Raw genomic sequence first — 22494 nt, forward strand, 5'->3', positions numbered from 1 at the left:
CCCGTACCGCGGTTCAGTCGTTCTCGACCCCGCCCTCCAGGAGCGCCAGGGCGTAGCGGGCGTGCTGGTCGCACAGGTCCTGTTTGGTCAGCCGGCCTTCCGGGCGGTACCACGTGGCGATGGTGGAGCACATCGCGAGGATGCTGCGCGCCGCGTCCCGTGGGTACGGGGTGGTGAAGGCGCCGGACGCGGCGCCCGCGGCGACCAGCTCCTCGAAGATCTCCTGGTTGCGGTCGCGTTCGGCGACCACCTGGGCGCGCTCCTCGCCCTCCAGGTGCCGCACCTCGCTCAGCGCGATGAGCATGGCGGTCTGGTAGTCCGCCACAAAGCTCACGTACGCGCGTACCGCCGCGCCCAGTTGCTCGGCCACTTCCTTGCCCGCGGTGTCCACCGCCGATGTCACCTGCGCGGACAGCAGCGCGTTGGCGCGGTTCAGGAGCTCCGCGAGAAGGCGGGCCTTGGACGGGAAGTAGTTGTAGAGGTTGGACAGGCTGGTGCCCGCGGCGCGGGCGATGTCCCGCATCGAGGCGCCGTTGAAGCCGCGCTCCGCGTACAGCCGCAGCGCGGCGCGGAGGATGGCCGCCTCATTGCCCCGGCCGGAGTCGCCGATCAGGTCCGGTACGGGAGAACGATCGTTCATGCGGGGAGGCTACGGGCCCCTCCTGGAAAGGTCAACGCACCTATTGACGGGCGGACTTGTGCGCTGCTTCTCTACGCATGAACGTTCGTTCTTGTCGCGTTCGTTCTTGTCGGAGTGGATGAGAGAGGGGTGACGATGGATGGAGTCGCGCGTGGCAGCATCACAACCGGCGGCCCGTACGCAGTCCTTGTACTTCGAGGACTTCCGGCCCGGCCAACGCTGGACCAGTGGCACGCGCCGGATCACCGCCGACGATCTGGTGGCATTCACGGAACTCAGCGGTGATCGGCACCCGTTGCACACCGACCCCGAGTGGGCGGCGCGGACGCGCTTCGAACGGCCGGTGCTGCACGGGCCGTTCGGCATCGCGGCGTTTCTCGGGTTCCTCCACGACATGGGCCTCGCGGGTGAATCCGTCATCGCCCTGCTGGACACCAACTGGCGCTACCTGAAGCCCTCGTACGTCGGTGACACCCTCCAGTGCACGCTCACCATCACCCGCTGCCGCCGCACATCCGACCCGCACCAGGGCGTGGTCCACCGGCACGTGGTCCTCGAAAACCAGCGCGGCGAGCGCGTCCAGGAGGGCACCAGTGCGGTCCTGGTCGGCGCCCGTGGTGCGGGGCCCGACCCGACCGCCCTCGCGCCCGGAACCGTGGAGTGGGGGAGCGCCCTCGCGGAACTCCTCGCCCAGGACGAGCGGTTCGCCGCCGTGACCGCCACGTGGGACGGCGCCATCGGGCTCCGGTCGGGAGACAGCGAGGTGCAGTTGCGCGTCTACCTCGGCCGCGTCGTCGACGTCGCCCGCCGCACCCCGCACGGGCCGACCTTCACCCTCGCCGCCGACGAGCTGACCTGGACCGAACTGCTCACCGGGGAGCGCAACGACCTCGTCGCGCGCATGATGCGCGGACAGTTCCACGCCACCGGCGACGCGTACGAGTACCTGCGCCTGACCAAGGTCCTCCACCTCATCACGGACGCGGCACGGACACTGGCCGAGGAGGCGCGCGCATGACCCGCATCCGGCACGAAGCCCGCTACCTGGAGATCGACGGAGTACTCGGCTACGTAGAGGAGGTGTACGCCGAGCGGGCGGAGGGTGGCGCCCCCGTGCTCTGCCTGCACACGGCCGGGCAGAGTGGTGTGCAGTGGCGCCGCACCACCGACGAGCTGGCCGCGTTCGGCTACCGCGTGATCGTTCCGGATCTGCCGGGACACGGCCGCTCCGAGCCCGCCCGCTCAGGCCCGGTCGAGGACCTGTCCCAGTACGCGGACTGGTGTCAACACCTCATCGCTGCCCTTAAGTTGGAGCGGCCGTACGTCGTCGGGTGCTCCATCGGTGGCAAGATCGCACTCGACCTGGCGGTGCGGGCGGGGGAGGGGCTGGCCGGTGCCGTCGTCCTGGCGGCCGAGGCCGGACCCGGGCGGGTCAACGTGGCGGGGCTCCGCCGTGAACTGCAGGACCTGGCCGCGCCCAGCCGCTCCGACCGGACGTACCTGGGCACCCTCGCGGTCGTCGGCTCCGCCGCGCCGCCCGCCACGGCGGAACTCATCGCCACCATGCACCGCCGCGAGGACCCCGCCGTCTCCAGCGCCGACCTCATCGGCTGGGGAACGCACGACGTACGGGAAGGGCTCGAAGACACGCGCTGCCCCGTCCAACTGGTCGCGGGCGCCGATGACTTGTGGCTCGACCCCGAACGGCTGCGGCGGACGGCCCAGGCGCTGCCGAACGGGCGGCACGTGCTGCTGCCCGGCGTCGGCCACTATCCGATGGAGGAGCTCGACGGCTTCGCGGGCCTGCTGCACGGCTGGCTGGGGCAGCTGTCCGGGGCGAAGGCGCCCGACGGGCCCTCCCACGGCGCGGGCGCCGTCTCGTCAACCGCACGGTGAAAGGACTCCGATGACCACGCTCACCGACCTGCTGTCCGGGCTCGTGGACCGCGACCCCGACGCCGTCCTCGCCATCGACGCGGGCTCCGATTCCGGTTCCGGCGAGGGCACGACCGTCACCCGCCGGGAGTTCCAACTGCACGTCGCACGGCTGCACGCGGACCTCGCCGACGCCGGAGTCGGCCGAGGCGACTGTGTCGCGGTGTGGCTGCCGAACTGGTCGTCCGCACTGGTCTGGCAGTTCGCCGCCGCCGGCCTCGGAGCCCACGTCATCGGGGTCAACACCCGTTACAACGTGGACGAGTTGGTGCACGTACTCGACCGTGCCCGCCCGCAGGTCATCGCCCTCGCGCACGACTTCCACGGCCTCGACCTGGCCGGCATCCTCCGCCGCGCCCTGCCCCGCACCACCGCGCCCACCCCCGTGGTCGCCGTCGTCCCGGGCCCGGACGCGGACCCGCCGGCCGACCCCTCCGCGTACGACGTGGGCTCCGGTGCCTGGACACCCCGCAGCGTCACCGGAGGCACCACCGCCCCGCCCGTGCACACCGGAGACGAACTCACCGTCGCCTTCACCACCTCCGGCTCCACGGGCCGGCCCAAACTCGCCGCGCACCGCGAGTCCGCCGTCGTCGCCCACGCGCAGGCCGACGCCCGAGCCCTCGGCATCGAGGACGGCGACGTCGTCGGCTGCATCCTGCCGCTCTCCGGCACCTTCGGCTTCACCACCGCCATGGCCGCCATCGCGGGCGGCGCCGCCTGCCTGCTCGAACCCGTCTTCCAGGAGGACACGGCGCTCGCCGGTCTCGCCCGGCACGGGGCGACCCACCTCGTGGGCGGCGACGACATGGTCTCCCGGCTCGTCGACGCCTGGCGGCGCGAGCCGCGCGACCTCTCACGGCTGCGCTGGCTCGGCATGGCCGACTTCCTCGGCCGGACCCGTGACATCGCCGCGTGGGCGCGGAAGGAGTTCGGTACGCACACCTCCGGTGTGTACGGCTCCTCGGAGGTCTTCGCCCTCGCCCTGTGCTGGCCGACCGCCGAACCCGCGCCGCGCCGCTGGACGGGCGGCGGCCATCCGGTGTCACCGGACATCGCCGTACGGGTGGTGGAACCGGAGACCGAAGAACCCGTACGGCCCGGCGGCCAGGGCGAGTTGCAGCTGCGCGGCCCCAACGTCGTCGACGCCTACCTGGGCGATCCGGAGGCCGCCGAGCGTGCCTTCACCCCCGACGGATGGTTCCGCACCGGGGATCTGGCGACGATCGCCGAGGACGGGGCCGTCGAGTACGTGTGCCGGATGGGCGACGTGCTGCGGCTGCGCGGCTTCCTCGTCGACCCGGCGGAGATCGAGCAGCGGCTGGCCGCGCACCCCGCCGTAAGGACCGCGAAGGTCGTCGGCGCGCGCGGCCCGGACGGCGCGCCGCAGGCCGTGGCCTTCGTCGTCCTCGACACACCCACCGAACCCGAGGGTCTGCGGGAGTGGTGCGCGCAGGGCCTGGCCCGCTTCAAGGTCCCTGCGGCCGTGCACGTACTGGACCGCATGCCCACCACCTCGGGCACGAACGGCACGAAGATCCGGGCCGCCGCGCTCCGCGAACAGGCCCAGCAGCTCCTGAACCAGCAGCTCCCGACAGGAGGCGACCAGCGGTGACCAGCAGCGGAACGCGCGACAGCGGAACGCACGGCAACGGAATGCGCCGGCTCGCGGGGGCGGCCGTCCTCTCCACGGCGCTGGAGTGGTTCGACTTCCTCATCTACGCCACCGCCGCGGCACTCGTCCTCGGGGACCTGTTCTTCCCCTCCTTCAGCGACATCGCAGGAACCCTGGCCTCCTTCGCGACCTTCGCCGTGGGCTTCGTCGCGAGGCCGCTCGGCGGGATCGTCGCCGGCCACCTCGGCGACCGGTTCGGGCGCAAACCGCCACTGGTGGGGGCGCTCGTGGTGATGGGCATCGCGACGTTCGGCGTCGGTGTGCTCCCCACGTACGACACCGTCGGCATCTGGGCACCCGTACTGCTCGTACTCCTCCGCCTCATCCAGGGGCTCGGCGTCGGCGCGCAGTGGGGCGGCGCGGCGCTGCTCCTCACCGAGCACGCGCCCGTGGAACGCCGCGGCTTCTACGGGAGTCTCGTCCAGACCGGCGCCATCATCGGCGCGGTCGCGGGCAACGCCGTGTTCCTGCTGCTCACCGCGACCCTGTCCGACACGGCGTTCACCAGCTGGGGCTGGCGGATCCCCTTCGTCACCGGCCTCGCCCTGGTCGCCGTCGGCCTCTACGTACAGCTGAAGATCGAGGACTCGCCGGTCTTCCAGGCCATGCGCGACCAGTCCGCGCAGGCCGAGCACACCGCCGGGGTCCGCAAGTCTCCGCTGCGCCAGGCCCTGCGCCACCACTGGCGGGCCATCCTCCAGGCATCCGGCGCCTTCTTCGTCGTGAACGCCACGTTCTACATCCTGATCAGCGGCATGCTCGACTACGGCACCACGCACGCCGGCCTCTCCCGCACCACCACGCTGCTCTGCGTCCTCGGCGCCGGTGCCACCCAGATCGTCACCATCCCGCTCTTCGGCGCGCTCTCCGACCGCTGGTCCCGCCGCAAGCTCTACCTCACCGGCGCGGCGCTCATGGGCCTCTTCGCCTTCCCGCTGTTCTGGCTGATCGACACGGGATCGGCGCCGCTGACCTTCCTCTCCCTGCTGACCGGCTTCACGATCCACGCCACCATGTACGGGCCGCAGGCCGCCCTGTATGCAGAGATGTTCCCGGCGGAGGTGCGCTACTCCGGCGCCTCCCTCGGCTACCAGACGGCCTCGGTGCTCGCGGGCGGCCTCGCCCCGTTCCTCATGACCGCGATGCTGGCCGCGACGGGCTCGTCCTGGTCGGTCTCCGCGTACATCCTGCTGCTCTCGGTCCTGACCTTCGTCTCGGTCTACACGATCCGGGAGTCCTTCCGCCGCGACCTGTACGCGGCGGGGTCGCAACGCGTGGCGGAGCCCGCCCTGCGCCTCGACTGAGGTCGCGGGGCGGAGCTCGCGTGGCGGATCAGCGCAACCCGGCGAAGAGGTCGTTCTCGGGTGTGGGCGCGCCCGTGGTGTCCTTGACGCGGACGAAGGTCTCCAGGCCCATGAACTCGCCGAACCGCTCCTTGCCCATCTTGAGGAAGAAGATGTTCTCGCCCTGGCTGGCGTGCGCGGCCAGCGAGTCGAACTTCTGGTCGCTGAACGCGGTGGTGTCCACCCACGTGGTGATCTCGTCGTCCGGGAGGCCGATGTCGGCCATCGCGGCGGTCTCGGCGGGGTCCGGCTCCGGCATGTCCGGGTGGAACTCGCGCAAGATCTCGCCGAACCGCTGCATACCCGAGCGGGGCATCGTCGTCCAGTACACCTTCGGCGTGAAGTCGATCATCTCCAGGGCCGCCATGGTGATGCGGTTGGCCTGGATGTGGTCGGGGTGGCCGTAGAAGCCGTTCTCGTCGTACGTGACGACCACGTCGGGGCGGTAGTGGCGCATGAGCTCCGCGAGCCGGGCGGCGCCCACCTCAACGGGGGTCTGCCAGAAGGATTCGGGGGCCTCGTTGCTCGGCCAGCCGATCATCCCGGAGTCGGCGTAGTCCAGCGTCTCCAGGTTGCTGATCTTCAGGACCTCGCTGCTCGTCTCCAGTTCCTGGCGGCGCATTTTGACGACGGCTGCGGGATCGTGGCCGGGTTCGCCGGGCTTGACGCCTCCCGGCCCGTCACCGCAACCGCCGTCGGTACAGGTCACGAGCACCGTGCGGATGCCTTCCGCCGCGTACCGCGCGAGGACCCCTCCGGTGCTGGTGGCCTCGTCGTCGGGGTGGGCGTGCACGGCCATGAGCGTCAAGGGTCGGTCGGTCATGAAGAGGTCCTCCTGCGGAAACATGTCTGATCGGAGCGCGCGGTGGATGCGCCGCGCCCCTGCAGATGCAACCGCGCGGGACGGGCCTGCTGTTCCCGAGGCGACCGATCAGGTCAGTTCCTCTCAGGCCAGTTCCTCTCAGGTCAGTTCCCCGGCGAGCAGATCCATCAGCAGACCGTCCTCCGGTACGCCCGTCCGATGGTTGCGCCAGTATGCCCGCATGATCCCCACGGGCTTGAAGCCGACCTTGGTGTAGCTGCGGATCGCGACGGTGTTGGCCGCGGCCGGGTCGATGGTCAGCCGGTGATGACCGCGCTCCCGCACGAGCCACCCGGCCAGCGTGCGCACCGCGTCGGTCCCAAGCCCCTGCCCGTGCCGCCGCGCGGTCAGGAAGATGTCGATGCCGGCGTGCCGGAACTCCGGCTCGTTCTCCTCGTCGAACTGGATCGCGCCGATGATCTCGCCCTCGAAGACGACGGCGAGCATGTCCTCGAAACCGTCCGGCGGCGACCACCACGCCGCGACCTCCGGTTCGCTCACGATCTTGGCGAGGATCTCGCTGTCGCCGTCGCCCACGGGTCGCAGGAGGACCTTGTCCCCGTTCAGCTCCATGGGCGGCATCCTGCCTCGGGGGCGCGGGTCCCTCAACGGAATTTGTCCGGCGTGGCAAGCCCACGTCGGCCCGCTTACGCCTCCTGCTCGGCCACCCGCTGCACCTGACGGTACAAAGAGGGGAGTACCGCCAGGCAGCACACCGAGCCGAGGACGACCCAGAGTGTGGGGGCGTAGACCGTGAGTTCGCCGGTCGCCCAGGTCATCAGGACCGGGGTGGTGCCGGCGAAGAAGACGGCCGCGATGTTGTAGCTCAGTGACAAGCCGGTAGAGCGTACGCGCACGGGGAAGGCCCGTGGCAGGACCGACGAGACGACACCGGCGAAGCCCGCGACGGCGCCACACAGCACCATGTGGACCACCAAAAGCACCGGCACCTGCGGCTGGGCATGCAGCCACATCAGACAGGGCGTCGGCAGGACGATCATCGCCACCGCGCTCCCCGTGAGCAGCGGCCTGGTTCCCACGCGGTCGGCGAGGCGCCCGGCGGACAGACAGCCCGCGAGGACGACGACGTTGCCGACGAGCGAGGCGAGGAACGTCTGCTGTGCGGTGAAGCCGAGACCGGCCTCGGGCAGCTTGTAGTACGTCGGGAGGTAGATCAAGAAGGCGTAGACGCTGATGGTCCACAGCATGGAGACAAGCAGGGCGGTACCGAGCGCGGCCCGGTGCTGCGACAGGAGTACGCGCAGTGGCCCCGGCTCGTCGGCGGCGCCCTGCCCCGTCCCGTCCTGTTCCGTGAAGGCCTCGGTCTCCGGCAACTGACGGCGGATGTACACACCGACCGGAATGATCAGGAGGCCGAGGAGGAACGGGATCCGCCAGGCCCAGTCCTGCAGGGCCGACTCCGGAAAGACGGAAGTGATGATGAAGCCGACGAGGGCGGAGAGCAGATTGGAGATGCCCATCGACGCCTGCAACCAGGACGAGTACAGCGCGCGGCGGTCGGCGGGAGCGGTCTCGATCAGGAACGACGCGGCTCCGCCGATCTCGCTGCCGGTGGAGAATCCCTGGAACAGTCGGCCGATCAGCAGCAGGATGGGGGCGCCGACGCCGATCAGGGTGACCGGTGGCGCGACCGCGATGAGGAACGTGCCGATGCCCATCGCCCCGATCGACATCATCAGGGCGGCCTTGCGGCCGATCCGGTCGGCGTACACACCGCCGACCACCGCGCCAAGGGGACGGGCCACGAACCCGGCGCCGAAGACGACGAACGTGCTCATCAGCGCCGAGGTCGCGTTGTTGTCCCGGAAGAAGTTGTGGGCGATGTAGCTCGCGAAGAAGGCATAGACCGAGAAGTCGTACCACTCCATCGCATTGCCGAAGGCTGCCGCCGCCACCGAGCGGCGGGCGACCGCGCGCTCTTCGGTGACGCTCTGGGCGGCAGGCGGATGGGCGCTGGTCGTGGGGCGCGATGTCATCATGGCGCGGGTCTCCTCCTCGTGATGCTCTGCCGGGTGGCGCGTCGGACGGTGTGCCGGGCCGTCACCGGATTGCGGCGGGCTGTGCACGGTCGTCGAGTCCGGTGAGAGCGGCGGCGAGTACGTGTGTGCCGCGGGCGATGTCGGCGACCTCGGTCAGTTCCTCCGGGCAGTGGCTGCGACCACCGACGGACGGGACGAAGACCATGCCCATCGGGCCGAGCCGGGCCAGGTGGGCGGCGTCGTGGCCGGCCCCGGACGGGACTGCCTTCCAGTCCATGCCGAGTCCGTCGGCGGCACCGGCGATCAGGTCCTGCATCGACATGTCGGTGGGCACCGGGTCCTGGTCGGTCAGCCACTCGAAGTCCACGTCCACGCCGCGCTGCCGGGCTTCCCGGGCGATCTCGTCGACGATCTGCTTCTGCGCACCGCGCAGCCAGTTGCCGTCGACGCTGCGGATCTCCGCCCACAGCCGGGCCTCGTCGGTGATCACGCCCATCGAGCGTGGCGACGAGTCGATGCTGCCGAGTGTGGCGACCCCGTGCACCGGAGCCCCGCAGCCGACGCGCTCGACGGTGAGGACGGCGGCCGCCGCCGAGACCAGGGCGTCGTGCCGGTCCTCCATCGGTGTGGTGCCGGCGTGCCCGGTCTGTCCCGCGAAGTGCACCAGCAGCCGGTCAATCCCGGCGATCGCCGTGACCACTCCGATGCCGTGGCCACTGCGCTCCAGCAACGGCCCCTGCTCGACGTGCAGTTCGACATAGCCGTGGACGTCCTGGGAGCGCCAGCCGGAACCGAGCGCGGCGCCGGGGGCGAGCCCGAAGCGTTCCATGGCGTCGCCGAGGCGGAGGCCCGTGCCATCGGTGCGCTCCAGGTGCTCCGGGGCGAGGATGCCGGCGATGGAGCGCGAGCCGATGCAGGAGATGCCGAACTCGTTCGCCTCCTCGCCGAGGAAGTCGACCACCAGTAGATCGCGTTCGAGCCGGGTACCGGTCTCCCGCAGGCGCTCGGCGACCTCGATGCCGCCGATGACGCCGACGATGCCGTCGAAGCGCCCGCCCTGCCGCACGGTGTCCGTGTGTGAGCCGGTGACCAGCGCCGGTGCGGTGGAGTCCTTGCCCCGAAGCCGCCCGACGATGTTCCCCGCCGGGTCGACCACGGTCTCCAGGCCGGCCTCCGTCATCTGGGCGCGCACCCACTCCCGCGACGCACGGTACGGCTCCGAGAACACTTCGCGGCTCCAGCCGGGATGGTCCGGGTCGTGGAAGGACGCCAGCGCTTCGAGGCGCCGGCTCAGGCGCTCCGGTTCCGGCGCGAGACGGTCCAGGTCGACAGGGGTGGTCATGGCTTTCCTCGGTTCTCGGATCGGGAGGGGAAACGGGTACGCAGGCCGACGCGTTCGGCGCATCGGTCCGAACGAGCGGCGGAGGGCTGCTACTTGGCGGACGTCGGCCCGTCGGCTTCCTCGGGCGACGGACCCGGCGGAAGCCAGGAAGCAGGAAGGTCGACGGGCAGTCGGGAGGCGAGGCCCGTCGCCGCCTGCCGCAGGAGCCGGAGTACGGGGGCGGGGTCGGCGAGCGCTCCGTCCGCCGCGACGACGGACAGTGCGCACAGGCATCGCCCGCCGACCATCACCGGGACCCCGACCGCCGACATGCCGGGGGTGAGCCAGCCACGGGTGACGTGGTGGCCCTGCCGGCGGATCGACTCCAGTTCCGTGCGGAGCTGTTCGGCGTCGGGAGTCGCCGCGGTGTAGCGGAGCAGACGCCCCTCCAACACCTGGCGGCGAACCGCCGCAGGTGCCATCGCGAGCAGCGGGGTGGCACTCGCGCCGGAGTAGAGGGTGTGCACTTCACCGCGGTGGAAGGCCACACTGCCGACACCGCAGCGCCGCGAGTCCAGGCAGAGTGCCGCCGAGTGCACCCGTACGGAGAGCGCACTGCTCAGCCCGGTGGCCTCGCGCAGCTGGACGAGGAAGGGCCGGGCGACATCCACCAGGTGGTCGGGGTGCCCGGCGGCGCGGTCGGTGAGTCGTTCGCCGGGCAGCAGCCGGTCCCCGACCTCGACCAGGAACCCGGACTGCTTGAGACGCTGGGCGTACCGATAGGCGGTCGACAGGGGGATGTCGAGGCCGGCGGCGATGTCCGCGACCACGACCTGGCCCCGGTCCTGCACGAACGTCAGCACGCGCAGCCCCCGGTCGAGCGAACTGAGTCCGCCCGCCGGCCGCTCGGGGTCCTGGGCCATGGCCGTCATGGTCAGCCCCGGCGCACCTGGGCACCGCGGCCGGGCGCGGCGAGCAGCCCCTTGCCGGCATCCCAGACGACGTCGCCGCGGCTGAGCGTGAGGGTGACGCGGGCGCCCGGAACGTACCCGTCGTACGGGCTCCAGCCGGCGTTCGAGTACTGTGCCGTCGCCTCGATCTGCCAGTCGGGAGAAGGAGTGAGAACCATGAGGTCAGCATCGTAACCAGGCTTGAGCCGACCCTTGCGATCGCCGATGCCGTACCGGTCGGCCGGGTTCTCGGTGAGGGCCGACACCGTGCGGGAGAACTCCTTGCCCGCACCGTATCGACGGAGGCAGGCGCCGAGCGTGGTGGCGACCAGGGTCTGGGTGCCCGGGGTGCCGGAGCTGTTGTCGAGGATGCGCTCATGGTCCTTGAGGGAGCTGGGCCATGGTGCGTGGTCGGAGGAGATGACGGACGCGGCGCCGGTGATCACGGCCTGCCACATGGCCTCGCGGTCCGCCGGGCCGCGCAGCGGTGGGTTGATCTTCAACCTGCCGCGCTGGCGCACCATGTCCTCCTCGGTGAGGAGCAGGTAGTGCGGGCAGGTCTCGAAGGTGACATCCACGCCCTGGCCGCGGTACCAGCTCACCAGGTCGGCGGACCGGCCCGTGGAGAGGTGACACAGGTGGAGCGCGTTGCCGCGGTCGGCCGCGATCTCCATCGCCGTCAGCACCCCGAGTGCTTCCGACACCGGCGGGCGCGTGCGGGCGTGTACGCGCGGGTCGGTGGACGCCCGGTTCGACTCGTCGGCGAGGAGTGCCTTGATGATCTCGTTGTTCTCGGCGTGCGTACACAGCGTGGACCCGGCCTCGCCGACAGCTGAGGCCACATTGAGCAGTTCGGCGTCGTCGATCCTCGGAAAGCGGAACGGGTCGGTGTCGAAGAGGGAAACCTTGAATCCGACCACGCCGCCGTCGACCAGCTCGCCGGCCCTGCGCCACCCGCCGCCCGGGGCGAGTGTGCCGAGGAGTGCGACATCGACGACCGCTTCGTCGGCGACCTTCTCCAGCTTCGCCTCGAGCCGCTCACGGCAGTTGACGGGCCCCGCACCGTCGAACGGCATTTCGACGATGGTGGTCACACCACCCGCCGCTGCCGCGGAGGTGGCGGCGCGCAGGCCTTCGCCCGAGTGCGAGTACGAGTGCACGTGGGCGTCGACGGCCCCGGGGAGCACGAAGGACTCCCCGACATCGAAGGCCCGTACGCCGTCGGGGTGGCCGGTGTCGCTGGGCACCGCGCTGTCGGGAACGACGGCACTCACCGTGCCGTCCCTGATGAGGACCCTTCCTCGTTCGAAGGTGCCCTCGGCTGTCTGCACCAGACCGGCCACGATCGTGTCGGCCGTCTGGAATGCGTGCTCGGAACCGCTCATGCCGAGCAGGCTAGGAAGGGCGTCGAGCTCTCCGGCAGAGGATTCCCGCGGAATGAGAAAGGACTCGGCTTCGGCCACGCCCCTACAGATGCGCCACAACCGTCTTGCCGCCCGGTGGGTGGGGGACGGTTTCCCAGTGGTCGCACAGGGCCGATACGAGGAGCAGGCCGCGGCCGGTCGTGGGGAGTGGGGCGGATGTCGGTGGGTGGTGGGGGAGGCGGTCGCCGCGGGCGTCGGTGGTTGCGATGCGGAGGTGGTGGGAGGTCGTGTCGTACGTGAGTGCCAGGCGGAAGTCGCGGCCCGGGAGGCGACCGTGGGTGACCGCGTTCGCGGCGAGTTCCGCGACGACGAGTTCGGCACGCTCCGTGAGGTCGGGCGGGGCGGCCCAGGAGTGCAGCATGGTGACGGCCAGGTGTCGGGCCAGGCGGGCGCCGCGGGGTGTCGAGGGCAGGAGGTGGGTGAACGTGCGTACGGGTGTGGTGAGTTGGGGTGCCGGGTGGTGGTTCATGGTGGCAGCGTGGTGCCCGTGATCCGGTGGGGCGAGGGGCGAGGCCCGTACGGGGAGTCAGCGTACGGGCGCGTGGGGTGGACAGTACGAGGGGGTGGTCGTCACTCTGGGTGCATGGATCGCGGCAGCTCGGCGCGATGCGACTCGGAGCAGAGGGGGCGGCGGATGGGCGGCGTCGGGGAGATCGAGGTCGGCGGGCTGTTGGGGGAGCAGGAGCGGGAACCCCAGCCGTCTGACAGTCTGCGTACGTTCGGTGCGGTCGTCCAGGCCCTGCGCGAACACGCGGGGCTGAGCAGGGAGGAGCTGGGCACGCGGGTCCGGTACTCGAAACACACCGTGGAATCGGTGGAGTTGGGGCGGCGGATGCCGGACGAGGCGTTCGTGCGCAGGGCCGAGGAGGCCCTCGGGAATACCGGCGCGCTGTGCAAGGCGGCGCGTCATCTCACGCGCGGCGAGGCGGGGTTCGCGGTGTGGTTCCGGCGGTGGGCGCGCCTGGAGCGGGAGGCCGCGGGCCTGTGCACGTACGAATGCCGACTGGTGCCGGGGCTGTTGCAGTCCAGGTCGTACGCGCGGGCGGTCTTCGAGGGCACCATTCCGCTGCGCACCGACGAGGAGTTGGAGGCGCAGTTCGCCGCGCGGATGGAGCGGCAGACGATGATGCGGGAGCGGCCGACCGTGCCGTTCGGCTTCATCGTCGAGGAGCATGTGTTCCGGCGGCGGTTCGGCGACGCGGACGCGATGCGCGAGTCGTTCGACCATGTGCTGGAGCTGACCGCGCCGCGCAATGTGACGCTGCAAGTGGTGCCGTTGGAGGGCGGGTTGCATGCCTGCCTGGATGGGCCGGTGCGAATTCTCGAGACGGATGAGGGGGGTCGGCTCGCCTACTCGGAGGGGCAGGAGAACGGGCGGATGATCTCTGGCCCGAAAGAGGTGAGTGTGCTCTGCCGTCGCTATGACACACTGCGCTCGCAGGCCCTGAACCCCAAGGAATCGCGGGCCCTGCTGGAGCGACTGCGAGGAGAGCTATGAGCAGCGTCACGACGGAACTCGCCTGGTTCAAGTCCAGCTACAGCGGCAGCCAGGGCGACGACTGCGTGGAGGTCGCCATCGCCGAACAGGCCGTCCACGTACGGGACTCCAAGGATGTCCGCCGCCCGGCCTTCGCCGTGGGGGCGGAGGGCTGGGGGCGGTTCGTGGGGTTCGCGGCGGGTGGCTGAGGGCGGTTCAGTGCGGGCCGGGGCCGCGGTCCTTGCCCGCGATGACCGGGCTGAGGGTGCGCAGGGCGAGGCCCGCGGCTATCAGTGTGAGGCAGCCGACGACGAGGCCGAGTATCGCGAGCGGGCCGAGGGCGCCGGTCATGGCGAGGGCGCCGGTGCCCGCGCCGCCGAGTGCCGCGGCGCTGGTGGGGTTTGCGTACATGGTGGTCGACTCCTTGGCCGGATGGGTGAGTTGGGGAGATGGGGTGGGCTGGTCAGGTGGCGACCCAGTGCGCCTCGCGGCGCAGCGCCAGGTCGATGAGTGAGCGGACGAACACCGCCTGCCGGAAGACGTCGTACAGCAACTCGGGTATGAGGGGCAGCGCGAGGAGCGTGGCCCGTGGGCCGAGGCGGCGTACGGTCAGGGTCCGTTCGGCGACGAAGATCAGCATGATCGATGTCCAGAAGAGGGACAGTCCGCCCCAGCCGTTGATGGTGAGGTTCAGGACCGCGTACAGGAAGAAGAGTCCGAGTGCGAGGGCGCCGAAGCCGAGCATGACCTGCTGCCCGAAGTACTTCCTGGTGACGGGCGTCCAGCCGTAGTCGCGCAGGTTCTCCAGGGCGCCGCGCTGCCAGCGCAGCCGCTGGTGCCAGAGCTTGCCGACCGAGGGCATCACCTCGGTGACCAGCCAGCAGCCGTCGGGCGAGACGGTGCGGTGGCCGAGCGTCTTGACGGCCTTGGTGATCTCGTCGTCCTCGGTGAGGGAGGCGAGGGAGTAGTAGCCCTCGCCGCCGCCGATGACCCCGTCGAGGCGGGCTTGGCGCACCTGGCGCAGGACGCCCGCGCGGAACATGCTGCCTGTCCCGGTGAGCACGACGGCCTCATTCTTCTTGCGGCGGATCTCCAGGGCGTAGCGCTGGTACTCCATGCGCTGGAGCTGGCCGAGCAGGCCGCCGCCCGGTTCGCCGTAGAAGATGCCGCCGACCGCGCCGACGGTCTCGTCCTCCATCGCCTCCACCGCACAGCGCACGAACTCGGGGTTGAGGACGGTGTCGGCGTCCTGGACCAGCACCAGGTCGTCGTCGGCCAGGTCGGCGATCACGGGGGCCATGGCCTGGTTGAGGGCGCCGGCCTTCTTGTCCTTGTTGTCCGTGGGCACGAAGACCTCGGCGCCGCAGTGGTCGGCGATGCGCGCGGTGCGATCCGTGCAGTTGTCCGCGACGACGACGATGCGGTCCGGGCGGACCGTCTGGCGGTACAGGCCCGCCAGCGTGGCGACGATGCGGTCCTCTTCGTTGTGCGCGGGGATCAGTGCGACGAGTGTCATTGACGAGCCGTCCCTTGCTCTGTCGTGGACTGTCGCAGGCGGATCGCCCTGCGACGTCCCCGACTCTGAGCGCACGGGGGAGCAGCGAGGTCGTCGGAAGGTTGCACGACGGTTGCAGGGGGTCGGGCGGGGGGAAGAGGTGACTTTCGGCCCGGGACCTACGGCAGGTGCGAGACGGGCGGAACGTACCGGTAGCCCACGCCGCGCACGGTCTCGATGGGCGCATCGACCCCGGTGGCGCGCTCGATGCGGCGGCGCAGGCGCAGGACGGCGTACTTGACCTTGTGCGCGTCGCCGTCGCCCCCGGGGCGGCTGCGCCATGCGCGGTTCAGCAGCTGCTCCGGGGAGAGGACCTGCCCGGGATTGCGGGCGAGGAAGTGCAGCAGGTCGAATTCCAGCGGGGTCAGTGGCACGTACTGGCAGCCCATGGTCACCTCGTGGGTCGCGAGGTCGAGCCGGAGGCAGCCGTCCTCCAGGAGCTGGTCGGACGGCGACACGGGCGTCGCGCGGCGCAGCCGGGCCATGACCAGGGCCGTGGCCAGCCCTTCGGGCATGTCGCGCCAGAGCACGTCGTCGGCGCCGGCTTCGAGGGCCCGCAGGGCGTCCGCGGCGTTGAAGTGCCGGGCGGTCACCATGACGCGGAGGTCATCGGTCATGTCGCGGACCCGCTGGAGCACCTCCCAGGGTCCCGGGTCCCGCACATGAAGTCCGAGCAGGAACAGATCGGGTTGGTAGCGGTACAGGCAGCGCAGGGCTTCGTGGCCGCTCTGCGCGAGGTGGTAGGAGAAGCGGGGGTCGTCGAGCTCGTCCAGCCAGTCCAGGGGCACGTCGGGCGCCGCCGCCACCAGGAGCAGCGGCAGCGCCCGACCTCGCGGGTCGCGAGAGGACGTGGATGCCTGCATATCCCACATCGTCGGGCCGTGGGGTGTGCGTGTCGACCGGACCGCCGCCCGTGCCGGGAGGGGGATACCCGCGCTATACCCCCGGGTGGTACCTCCGCTCCACGTGGCCCTTCAGGTCCTCCGGGTAGAAGTACACCGGCCGCAGGTCACCGCTCGCGTACCGCTTGACCTGGTCGCCGAAGTGCGGGGAATCCGGGTGGCCGCTGGCGCCGCCCGCCGTGATGGCCCACGCGCGGAGCTTGGGGCCGAATTCGACGACCGCCACGAAGCTGTTGCCGCTCGTGCCGTAGTAGCGCTTCGTGCCGGGGTAGCGCTTCGCGCCGAAGGAGGCGAGGGAGCCCCATTGGGCGGAGGTGAAGGGGACCGGGTAGCTGGGCTTGGAGTCGTCGAAGGTCTGGGTGACGGCGCCGTCGTTGCGCTGGTAGCGGTTGATCTCGGACCACGGGACCTGCCAGCCGCCGAAGTCCTGCGTCAGGCGGTCCACCGCCGATTCGAGGGCCGTGAGGCGCTGCGTGTCCGTGGCGCGGTCGGCCATGTAGTCCCAGACGGAGAGGCCCGCGTCCGCTGCCGCCTTCGACACCAGGGCCCAGAGGGCCTCGCCCCAGAACACGGCCAGCGAAGTGGCCTTCGACTTCGCCGACCAGCGGCGGTCCCAGCCGTCCAACAGGGCTACCGGGTCCGCGAGTTGTTTCCTCTGGGCGTTACCGGCGGGGAGCTTGTCCCAGGCCTTCACCAGGCCGGGCAGGAGGCGGGCGAACGCCGTCAGGTACGGGTCGAAGGCGCCCTCGATGAGGGTCTGCGGGGTGAAGTCGTCCCGTGATGTCAGGACGCGGATCGCGTGCGGGCCGCGCGGATTCTCGCCCGCCTTGTCGAAGTAGCGGGGGTAGTCGGAGGCGTGCGGGCTGTCCGCGCCGGCCGCCGTCCAGGGCCAGTTGTTGCTGTTGAACGCCCAGCCGCTCTTCGGGTTCACCGCCTGCGGCATGCTGTCCAGGGTGTGCAGACCGTGCCAGTCGGTGGCCGGGTCGCTGCCGTCGACCGGCTTCATGTAGTCGAAGCGGTCGTCGCGGACCGGCATGAACTGCGGCATCAGGAAGGCGATGTCACCCTTCGAGTCCGCGAAGAGGGTGTTGTTGGAGCTGTTGGCCTTCAGCTCCGCCACCTTCATGTACTCGGCGTAGTCGCGGGTCGTCGTCCGCAAGTAGCTCTGCTTCAGGGCCTCCACCGGCTTGTTCATCAGTGCGCACGCGATCCACTTGCCGTCCGCCTCGCGGACGATCGGGCCGTGGTGGGTCGCGTACGTCGTGAAGGTGTGGTGCTCCGTTCCGCCGCTCTCCGTACGGCAGGTCAGCGTGATGTCGTGTGTCGTGACCGGGCGATTGGCGCTGCCGTAGCGGTACGTGTGTGTGCCGTCCGAGGCGCGGGTGACGGTCTCCGCGAACTCGTCGATGTTGTCGACGCCGGCCGATGTGTGCATCCAGCCGGTGTTCTCGTTGAAGCCCTGGTAGATGAAGAACTGGCCCCAGGTCGCGGCGCCGTAGACATCGAGTCCCTCGTCGCTCGTCACGTGCTGTTCCGCGCGGAAGAAGAAGCTGGTGTGGGGGTTGATGAGGAGGAGGGCGTTGCCGTCGCGGGTGCGGCTGGGGGCGATCGACATGCCGTTGGAGCCGGACGGTTCGCGGAACGTCAGGCCGCGTTCCTCCTCCGTCGGGGGGACCTCGCGTCCCGCGTAGAACGCTTCCAGTTGGCTCAGCGCCACCGATTCGATGTCGCCTCCGATGCTGCCCTCGGAGAAGCTCAGCGGCATCCACGGCTCGAAGTGGGTGATGACTCGCGGGTGTACGTCGGGGTGGGTCGCCAAGTAGTGGTTCAGGCCGTCGGCCCAGGCGCGCATCAGGGCGCGAAGCCAGGACGGGCACTTTGCGTACTCCCGCTTCAGGGCCTCCGGGTCGATGAACAGGCGCTGGCGCAGGTCCTGCCAGAGCGCGCTCTCGCCCTCGGACTCGGCGAGGCGGCCGAGGCTGACCAGGTAGTTGCGCTCGATGCGGTTGAAGTCGTCCTCGGCCTGCGTGTACATCATCCCGAACACCGCGTCGGCGTCCGTCCTGCCCACCACGTGCGGGATGCCCCAGTCGTCGCGGGTGACCGTCACCCGGGACGCGTGTCTCTTCCAGCGGGCGACGTCGGCGGGGGAGGGCTGGGCGGGGGTAGCGGCGGATGCGAGGCCGGTGGGCAACGTTGTCGCGGCGACGGCCAGCGTGGCGGCGGTGCCGATCACTCGGCGGCGGCTGGGGCCGTTGTGCGGTGCCTGGTCTTGCTGATGTGCGTGGCTCATGCGGTGCTCCACCTTCGTCAGGGCCGTGTGGGGGGTGGGGACGTGTCCACGGTGCGACGGGGTCGAGACTATGAACCTCCCGGTTGATGATCAACAGTGCGGCCGAGACCCGTCGTTGCGGATCCCGCCCGGCGCGCTCACCCTCGCGGAGCGATGTCGGAGGCGTTCGGCGTGACGATGCTGTTCTCCCAAGTCCGACGCGCTCGGGGGGACTTATTCATGGCATGGAATGTTCCGCTCGTCGCCCGCAGGTCGAAGGTTGTGGCGCCGCGTTCCGATGCCTCGCCCGTGGTGATGCGGCGGGTCGCGGACTGTCTGGTGATCGAGGTGCGCGAGGCGATCGGCCCCGCGGCGGAGGCACGGATCGGGCGGGTGCTGCATGCGGCCATCCGGCCGGGTGGCGCGGGGGTCGTGGTCGACCTGAGGCACGTGCGTGACCTGGGGGTCAGCGGCCTCAGTGTGCTGCGGCTCGCGCGCCTGCTGGCCGCGCAGCGCGGCGTGGCGTTCGGCTTCGCGGGTGAGCTCCGCCCCGTGCCCGAACTGCCCCCGGGTTGAGGGTTTGTGGGGCTCTACGTGCACGGGGGTGCGGCCCCGTCGGCGTGTGCCACTCACCCGTCGCGGAGGATGCCGGGCGCGCCGCCGCCTGCTTCGGTCGAGGCATGGTCGAGGTGAGTGCGGGCGACGCCGTGGCGGTGGCGGGCCGGGTGGCGCGGGGTGCGCTCGGCGTGCTGGGGAGGGTGCCGCGGGCGGTCGTCCGACGGTCGGTCGGGGCGCTGCTCGACTGCCTCGACCTGGACGAGCTGGTCGCCCGCGTGGACGTCAACGCGGTTGCGGCGCGGGTGGATGTGGCGGCGGTCGCGGGGCGTGTGGATGTGAACGCGATTGCGGATCGGGTGGATGTGGATCGGGTGGCGCGGCGCGTGGATGTGGATGGTGTGGCGGACCGGGTGGATGTCAACCGGGTCGCGGATCGGGTGAATGTGGATCGGGTTGCCGGGCGGGTGGACGTCAACGCGATCGCGGAGCGCGTGGATGTGGACCGGGTCGCCCGGCGGGTCGACGTGGATGGTGTGGCCGACCGGGTGGATGTGGACCGGGTTGCGGCGCGGGTGGACGTGGACCGGATCGCCGGGCGCGTGGACGTCGACCGGATTGCGGCGCGGGTGGATGTCGATCGCATCGTCGCCCGCGTGGATATCGATCGCGTCGCGGGCCGCGTGGACATCGACCGTATCGCCGCGAGGCTCGACGTCGGTGCCGTGCTGGCGCGGTTCGATCTGGTGGGGATCACGCGCGGGGTGTTGCGGGAGATCGATCTGGGGCGGATCGTGCGGGACACCGGGGGAGGGCTCACCGTGGAGGCCGTCGAGGCGGTGCGGGTGCTCGGGCAGCGTGGGGACCGGGGCGTCAACCGGTTCGCCGACAGGATGCTGCGGCGTGCCGGGTCGCCGGATGAGCGCTCCCCGTGACCGCGCCCCACGGTGAGCCCGCTCGCCGAGCCCATCGTGGTCCCCGGCCTGCCGGGATCGTTTCGCGGGGCCTTGCCGTGATGGTTGACGTGGTGGTGCTCGCCTTGGTCGGGCTGGGCGTCGAGGTCGGTGTCGGGTGTGTGCGGTTGGCGGTCGGTGGGCCGCCCTTTCAGGTGCCGGATGTGTCCAACTGGGCCGCCGGGCCGATCGGTTGGGGACTCGCCGTGTGCTATTTCGGGGGCTTCTGGGTGATGGTCGGGGCCACGCCCGGAGCACGGTTGCTGGGGCTGCGCGTGACGGACCGGGCGGGGCGGCGGCTGCGGACGGTGCGGGCGTTCGTGCGGGCCGCGGTGGCGGTGAGCTTCCCGCTGGGGCTGTTCTGGATAGCGTTCAGCAAGCGACGGGCAGCCTTGCAGGACCTCGTGGTGCGTTCCACGGTTTCGTACGAACGTGGTCGCTACGAGTGGTGATCTGCTGTCGAAGGTGTCGGCGGGGTTCGTGGCAGGAGTGCCGCTGCCCAGAGGCCGCCGAGTCCGATCATCGCGAGGACCACCAGCGCGACGGCGTAGGGGCCGACGGCCGGGTCGGCGACGAGGATCGTGCCGGCGAGCGCGGTGCCCACGGATGAACCCAGGTTGGACACGCTGCGGGACAGGCCGGAGATCTCGCCCTGAAGGTCCTCGGGGAAGCTGGACTGCACGATGTTGACCGACGGGGTGAGCATCAGGCCGACGCCCAGGCCGATCAGGAAGAGGCCGGGCGTGGAGGCCCAGGCCTTCGGGGAGTCATGGGCGACGGCCAGGAGCGCGCCGATGCCGCACACCGTGACGGTGAAGCCGGCCATGATGAGGGTGCGTTGCTCGCGGCGCTTGGCGAACCGCTCCGCGCCGAGCGAGCTGACGAGCAGGCCCATGGTCGACGCCGTGAAGATGACACCGGTGTCGATGGCGCTGTAGCCGCGCACGACCTGGAGATAGGCGGCGGCCACGAACGACACACCCATGAGCATCAGCCACTGGGTGTGCTGCGTGATCAGGCCGAGGTTCGACGTCCGGTTGTGGAACAGCTCGGTGGGGAGCAGGGGTTGGGCACCGGCCCGCTCCCGCGTGCGGACCCAGCGGAAGAACGCCACCAGGATCAGCGCCCCGACGAGGAGCAGCCCGCCCATGAGCCACACGTTGTCGTCCGCCGCGAGGATCCCGGAGACCACGAGGACGAGTCCGGTCGCCGACAGGAGCGCGCCCACCGTGTCGAAGTCGCGTTCGTGGTCCGGGGGAAGGGGGTCGCGGAGCCCGCGGCTCAGCAGGATGATCGCGGCGACCACCACCGCCTGGAACACGAACGCCGCGCGCCAGCTGATCGCCGACGTGATCAGTCCGCCGAGGAGCGGACCCATGGCGGCGCCGAGGCCGGCGAAGGCCATGATCGTGCCGAACGCCTTCGCCCGGCCCGTCACTTCGGTGAAGAGGAGGGTGGTGAGGATGTACACCGGCGGGATGAGGAGGGCGGTGCCGATGCCCTCCAGGATCGAGTTGCCGAGGATCAGCACGCCGAGGCCGGGCGCCGCCGCGCTGAGCAGCGCCCCGACCCCGTAGATCGAGAGGCCGACGACGAGGCAGCGCTTGCGGCCGTAGCGGTCGGCGAGGATCCCGCCGGGGATCATCAGCGCGGCCATGACCAGCAGGAAGATGGTGATCGCGGTCTGTACGCCCTGCACGCTGGTGTCCAGGTCCTTGCTGATGTCCTTGATCATCACGTTCATGTTCGAGCCGGCGAAGCTGCAGATGAACTGGGCCAGAGCGAGCGGCGCGAGAACGCGGCGCAGCCGGCCACGGTCCTGGCCGGGGCCGTCGCCGGGGCGGTCGTCGGGTCCTGGCGGCCTTCGGCCGTCGGCCGCCTCGGGAGTGCTCGCCACGCTCATCGCCTCGCTTCAGCTCGCGGGCCGGATTCCCGACAGCCTCCGCGTATGACTCAGTCGGGTCGTCACCCCCGGAGGGTGACGACCGCGGCTCCGCCGGGCCATGACACTCGGCGGCACAGCGGGGCACTGGGCACCCGCCTCGACCTTTGGGGGTCTGTGATGGCCACCTCGACCACGTCTCGGCACGGCATGGGCAGCGCGAAGGAAGCGGCCGCCGGGGGACTGACCGTCTTCGCGGCGGTGATGCTCTTCATCGCGGGGACCATGGGCTTCTGCCGCGGGCTGATGGCGGTTCTGAAGGACAACGTGTTCCTCAGGACGCCCGACTACACCTTCGAGTTCGACCTCACGGCCTGGGGCTGGATCCACATGATCCTCGGCGTGGTCGCCGTGGCCGTCAGCTTCGGCCTGTTCGTCGCGGTGAAGTGGGCGAGGGTGCTCGGTGTGCTCCTCGCCGCCCTGATCATGATCGGGAACTTCCTCTCCATCCCCTACTACCCGTTCTGGTCCCTGACGCTGATCGCGGTCAACGCGCTCGTCATCTGGGGCCTGTGCGCGGTGAAGCGGGACACGCTGTACTGACCGGCGGGACCCGCGGCGGACGCCGGCGGGGCTGAAAAGATCGGGGCTCTGCCCCGGACCCCGCTGCTCAATCGCCGCAGGGGCTATAAATGCAATCACCGGCGGGGCTTGACACTCAAGCCCCGCCGGCGACTGGTAGCTCAAG

At 70.7% G+C, this 22494-nt stretch carries 23 protein-coding genes; 10 read left to right on the forward strand and 13 right to left on the reverse strand.

Annotated features, from left to right (window positions below; all coding sequences use genetic code 11):
* Positions 1-13: 13 nt before the first annotated feature.
* On the reverse strand, positions 14-640 hold the full coding sequence (locus tag ACWD2L_RS20490; protein ID WP_351331059.1) for a TetR/AcrR family transcriptional regulator: 627 nt from the start codon (positions 638-640) through the stop codon (positions 14-16).
* Between the two features lie 151 nt (positions 641-791).
* On the opposite strand from ACWD2L_RS20490, the gene ACWD2L_RS20495 reads away from it, so the two are divergent.
* From ACWD2L_RS20495 to ACWD2L_RS20510, 4 genes are read left to right on the forward strand one after another with little or no spacing between them, the layout of a single operon-like run.
* Positions 792-1658, forward strand: coding sequence for a MaoC/PaaZ C-terminal domain-containing protein (locus tag ACWD2L_RS20495; RefSeq protein ID WP_351331058.1), 867 nt, complete (start codon positions 792-794; stop codon positions 1656-1658).
* Complete coding sequence (locus tag ACWD2L_RS20500; RefSeq protein WP_351331057.1) at positions 1655-2536, forward strand: alpha/beta fold hydrolase; 882 nt, start codon at positions 1655-1657, stop codon at positions 2534-2536. The genes ACWD2L_RS20495 and ACWD2L_RS20500 overlap by 4 nt, the downstream gene beginning before the upstream one ends.
* 10 nt (positions 2537-2546) lie before the next feature.
* Entirely contained in the window at positions 2547-4190 is a 1644-nt protein-coding gene (locus tag ACWD2L_RS20505; protein ID WP_351331056.1) for an AMP-binding protein, read from the forward strand.
* Positions 4187-5554, forward strand: a complete 1368-nt coding sequence (locus tag ACWD2L_RS20510; RefSeq protein ID WP_351331055.1) for an MFS transporter — start codon at positions 4187-4189, stop codon at positions 5552-5554. The genes ACWD2L_RS20505 and ACWD2L_RS20510 overlap by 4 nt, the downstream gene beginning before the upstream one ends.
* A gap of 28 nt (positions 5555-5582) precedes the next feature.
* Here ACWD2L_RS20510 and ACWD2L_RS20515 read toward each other — a convergent pair whose 3' ends face one another.
* From ACWD2L_RS20515 to ACWD2L_RS20545, 7 genes are all read right to left on the reverse strand, one after another.
* A complete protein-coding gene (locus ACWD2L_RS20515) occupies positions 5583-6416 on the reverse strand; it encodes a PIG-L family deacetylase (protein WP_351331054.1) in 834 nt (277 codons plus the stop codon).
* A gap of 138 nt (positions 6417-6554) precedes the next feature.
* Positions 6555-7028 (reverse strand): aminoglycoside 6'-N-acetyltransferase, encoded by a 474-nt coding sequence (aac(6'), locus tag ACWD2L_RS20520; protein WP_351331053.1) that lies wholly within the window; start codon positions 7026-7028, stop codon positions 6555-6557.
* Positions 7029-7102: 74 nt separating this feature from the next.
* Entirely contained in the window at positions 7103-8455 is a 1353-nt protein-coding gene (locus ACWD2L_RS20525; protein WP_351331052.1) for an MFS transporter, read from the reverse strand.
* Positions 8456-8516: 61 nt separating this feature from the next.
* Positions 8517-9797, reverse strand: coding sequence for a M20 family metallo-hydrolase (locus ACWD2L_RS20530; RefSeq protein ID WP_351331051.1), 1281 nt, complete (start codon positions 9795-9797; stop codon positions 8517-8519).
* Positions 9798-9886: 89 nt separating this feature from the next.
* On the reverse strand, positions 9887-10699 hold the full coding sequence (locus tag ACWD2L_RS20535) for an IclR family transcriptional regulator (RefSeq protein ID WP_351331050.1): 813 nt from the start codon (positions 10697-10699) through the stop codon (positions 9887-9889).
* An 11-nt stretch (positions 10700-10710) separates the two neighbouring features.
* Positions 10711-12111 carry a dihydroorotase gene (locus ACWD2L_RS20540; protein WP_351331049.1) on the reverse strand — a complete coding sequence of 467 codons (1401 nt, stop codon included), beginning with the start codon at positions 12109-12111 and terminating at the stop codon, positions 10711-10713.
* 82 nt (positions 12112-12193) lie between these two features.
* Positions 12194-12619: an ATP-binding protein gene (locus ACWD2L_RS20545; protein ID WP_351331048.1), complete on the reverse strand. Its 426-nt coding sequence runs from the start codon at positions 12617-12619 to the stop codon at positions 12194-12196.
* A 165-nt stretch (positions 12620-12784) separates the two neighbouring features.
* Here ACWD2L_RS20545 and ACWD2L_RS20550 point away from each other — a divergent pair, with 165 nt between their 5' ends.
* Together ACWD2L_RS20550 and ACWD2L_RS20555 are read left to right on the forward strand one after the other, a co-directional pair.
* The gene (locus ACWD2L_RS20550; RefSeq protein ID WP_351331174.1) at positions 12785-13648 is read left to right on the forward strand and encodes a helix-turn-helix domain-containing protein; all 864 of its coding nucleotides are present in this window, start codon (positions 12785-12787) and stop codon (positions 13646-13648) included.
* The gene (locus ACWD2L_RS20555; RefSeq protein WP_351331047.1) at positions 13645-13836 is read left to right on the forward strand and encodes a DUF397 domain-containing protein; all 192 of its coding nucleotides are present in this window, start codon (positions 13645-13647) and stop codon (positions 13834-13836) included. The genes ACWD2L_RS20550 and ACWD2L_RS20555 overlap by 4 nt, the downstream gene beginning before the upstream one ends.
* Positions 13837-13843: 7 nt before the next feature.
* On the opposite strand, the gene ACWD2L_RS20560 is transcribed toward ACWD2L_RS20555, so the two are convergent.
* From ACWD2L_RS20560 to ACWD2L_RS20575, 4 genes are all read right to left on the reverse strand, one after another.
* A complete protein-coding gene (locus tag ACWD2L_RS20560; RefSeq protein WP_351331046.1) occupies positions 13844-14038 on the reverse strand; it encodes a hypothetical protein in 195 nt (64 codons plus the stop codon).
* Positions 14039-14090: 52 nt separating this feature from the next.
* Positions 14091-15143, reverse strand: a complete 1053-nt coding sequence (locus ACWD2L_RS20565) for a glycosyltransferase family 2 protein (RefSeq protein WP_351331045.1) — start codon at positions 15141-15143, stop codon at positions 14091-14093.
* A 158-nt stretch (positions 15144-15301) separates the two neighbouring features.
* On the reverse strand, positions 15302-16045 hold the full coding sequence (locus ACWD2L_RS20570) for a response regulator transcription factor (protein WP_351331044.1): 744 nt from the start codon (positions 16043-16045) through the stop codon (positions 15302-15304).
* A gap of 73 nt (positions 16046-16118) precedes the next feature.
* Complete coding sequence (locus ACWD2L_RS20575; protein ID WP_351331043.1) at positions 16119-18377, reverse strand: penicillin acylase family protein; 2259 nt, start codon at positions 18375-18377, stop codon at positions 16119-16121.
* 219 nt (positions 18378-18596) lie between these two features.
* Here ACWD2L_RS20575 and ACWD2L_RS20580 point away from each other — a divergent pair, with 219 nt between their 5' ends.
* The 3 genes from ACWD2L_RS20580 to ACWD2L_RS20590 all read left to right on the forward strand — a co-directional run bounded on the left by ACWD2L_RS20580 (position 18597) and on the right by ACWD2L_RS20590 (position 20316).
* Entirely contained in the window at positions 18597-18932 is a 336-nt protein-coding gene (locus ACWD2L_RS20580) for an STAS domain-containing protein (protein ID WP_351331042.1), read from the forward strand.
* 104 nt (positions 18933-19036) lie between these two features.
* Positions 19037-19846 carry a hypothetical protein gene (locus ACWD2L_RS20585; RefSeq protein ID WP_351331041.1) on the forward strand — a complete coding sequence of 270 codons (810 nt, stop codon included), beginning with the start codon at positions 19037-19039 and terminating at the stop codon, positions 19844-19846.
* On the forward strand, positions 19843-20316 hold the full coding sequence (locus ACWD2L_RS20590) for an RDD family protein (protein ID WP_351331040.1): 474 nt from the start codon (positions 19843-19845) through the stop codon (positions 20314-20316). The genes ACWD2L_RS20585 and ACWD2L_RS20590 overlap by 4 nt, the downstream gene beginning before the upstream one ends.
* Here the strand turns inward: ACWD2L_RS20590 and ACWD2L_RS20595 are convergent.
* Positions 20304-21761, reverse strand: coding sequence for an MFS transporter (locus tag ACWD2L_RS20595; protein ID WP_451190433.1), 1458 nt, complete (start codon positions 21759-21761; stop codon positions 20304-20306). The two genes, ACWD2L_RS20590 and ACWD2L_RS20595, sit on opposite strands and share 13 nt — an antisense overlap.
* A 165-nt stretch (positions 21762-21926) precedes the next feature.
* On the opposite strand from ACWD2L_RS20595, the gene ACWD2L_RS20600 reads away from it, so the two are divergent.
* Positions 21927-22349 (forward strand): DUF7144 family membrane protein, encoded by a 423-nt coding sequence (locus ACWD2L_RS20600; RefSeq protein WP_351331039.1) that lies wholly within the window; start codon positions 21927-21929, stop codon positions 22347-22349.
* The last annotated feature ends 145 nt before the right edge of the window (positions 22350-22494 follow it).

It is taken from the genome of Streptomyces sp. NPDC002754 (genome assembly GCF_053592315.1).

Bases quoted from the DNA above. Each gene is read 5' to 3' on its own strand.
- ACWD2L_RS20490 (WP_351331059.1), bottom strand. From the start codon at position 640: ATGAACGATCGTTCTCCCGTACCGGACCTGATCGGCGACTCCGGCCGG.
- ACWD2L_RS20500 (WP_351331057.1), top strand. From the start codon at position 1,655: ATGACCCGCATCCGGCACGAAGCCCGCTACCTGGAGATCGACGGAGTA.
- ACWD2L_RS20505 (WP_351331056.1), top strand. From the start codon at position 2,547: ATGACCACGCTCACCGACCTGCTGTCCGGGCTCGTGGACCGCGACCCC.
- ACWD2L_RS20515 (WP_351331054.1), bottom strand. From the start codon at position 6,416: ATGACCGACCGACCCTTGACGCTCATGGCCGTGCACGCCCACCCCGAC.
- ACWD2L_RS20525 (WP_351331052.1), bottom strand. From the start codon at position 8,455: ATGATGACATCGCGCCCCACGACCAGCGCCCATCCGCCTGCCGCCCAG.
- ACWD2L_RS20530 (WP_351331051.1), bottom strand. From the start codon at position 9,797: ATGACCACCCCTGTCGACCTGGACCGTCTCGCGCCGGAACCGGAGCGC.
- ACWD2L_RS20535 (WP_351331050.1), bottom strand. From the start codon at position 10,699: ATGGCCCAGGACCCCGAGCGGCCGGCGGGCGGACTCAGTTCGCTCGAC.
- ACWD2L_RS20540 (WP_351331049.1), bottom strand. From the start codon at position 12,111: ATGAGCGGTTCCGAGCACGCATTCCAGACGGCCGACACGATCGTGGCC.
- ACWD2L_RS20545 (WP_351331048.1), bottom strand. From the start codon at position 12,619: ATGAACCACCACCCGGCACCCCAACTCACCACACCCGTACGCACGTTC.
- ACWD2L_RS20550 (WP_351331174.1), top strand. From the start codon at position 12,785: ATGGGCGGCGTCGGGGAGATCGAGGTCGGCGGGCTGTTGGGGGAGCAG.
- ACWD2L_RS20555 (WP_351331047.1), top strand. From the start codon at position 13,645: ATGAGCAGCGTCACGACGGAACTCGCCTGGTTCAAGTCCAGCTACAGC.
- ACWD2L_RS20560 (WP_351331046.1), bottom strand. From the start codon at position 14,038: ATGTACGCAAACCCCACCAGCGCCGCGGCACTCGGCGGCGCGGGCACC.
- ACWD2L_RS20565 (WP_351331045.1), bottom strand. From the start codon at position 15,143: ATGACACTCGTCGCACTGATCCCCGCGCACAACGAAGAGGACCGCATC.
- ACWD2L_RS20570 (WP_351331044.1), bottom strand. From the start codon at position 16,045: ATGCAGGCATCCACGTCCTCTCGCGACCCGCGAGGTCGGGCGCTGCCG.
- ACWD2L_RS20575 (WP_351331043.1), bottom strand. From the start codon at position 18,377: ATGAGCCACGCACATCAGCAAGACCAGGCACCGCACAACGGCCCCAGC.
- ACWD2L_RS20580 (WP_351331042.1), top strand. From the start codon at position 18,597: ATGGCATGGAATGTTCCGCTCGTCGCCCGCAGGTCGAAGGTTGTGGCG.
- ACWD2L_RS20585 (WP_351331041.1), top strand. From the start codon at position 19,037: ATGGTCGAGGTGAGTGCGGGCGACGCCGTGGCGGTGGCGGGCCGGGTG.
- ACWD2L_RS20600 (WP_351331039.1), top strand. From the start codon at position 21,927: ATGGCCACCTCGACCACGTCTCGGCACGGCATGGGCAGCGCGAAGGAA.